This is a genomic window from Streptomyces colonosanans, from assembly GCF_001866645.1.
GTDB lineage: Bacteria > Actinomycetota > Actinomycetes > Streptomycetales > Streptomycetaceae > Streptomyces > Streptomyces colonosanans.
On sequence record NZ_MLYP01000144.1, the window covers coordinates 1 to 740 of the forward strand.

Genomic DNA, 740 nt, shown 5'->3' on the forward strand with positions numbered 1-740 from the left:
CCGCAGATCGTCAAGAAGCGGCAGCGCCGGCTGACCGGCGTCGATGAGATGGTGCTCTCGCTGTCGGCCCGCGGCCTGACCCACGGGGAGATCTCCGCCCATCTCGCGGAGGTCTACGGCGCCGAAGTCTCCAAGACGACCATCTCCACGATCACGGACAAGGTGATCGACGGCATGAACGAATGGCAGAACCGGCCCCTCGACTCGGTCTACCCGGTCCTGTTCATTGACTGCGTGCACGTGAAGCTGCGCGACGGGAAGGTGGCCAACAGGCCGATCTACGTGGTCCTGGCGGTCACGGTCGAGGGCACCCGCGAGATCCTCGGGCTGTGGGCCGGCGACGGCGGCGAGGGCGCCAAGTACTGGCTCCAGGTGCTGACCGAGATCAAGAACCGCGGCACGGAAGACGTCTGCATGGTCGTCTGCGACGGCCTCAAGGGCCTCCCGGACGCGATCGGGGCGGTCTGGCCGCAGGCGATCACGCAGACTTGCGTCGTTCACCTGCTGCGGGCGTCGTTCCGTTACGCGGCCCGGCAGGACTGGGACAAGATCTCGAAGGCGCTCAAGCCGGTCTACACAGCCCCGACCGAGGACGCCGCCACGGAACGGTTCCTGGAGTTCAGTGACGCCTGGGGCGGGAAGTATCCAGCGATCGTGAGGCTGTGGGAGAACGCCTGGGCCGAGTTCGTACCTTTCCTCCAATTCGACACAGAAATAAGGCTGTCTCTTATACACATTCT

General features: G+C 64.9%; 1 protein-coding gene. It reads left to right on the plus strand.

The genetic code is table 11. The annotated features are described in order from the left end of the window. On the plus strand, positions 1-740 hold a 740-nt coding region (locus tag BIV24_RS30815; RefSeq protein ID WP_107459829.1), incomplete at both ends, for an IS256 family transposase.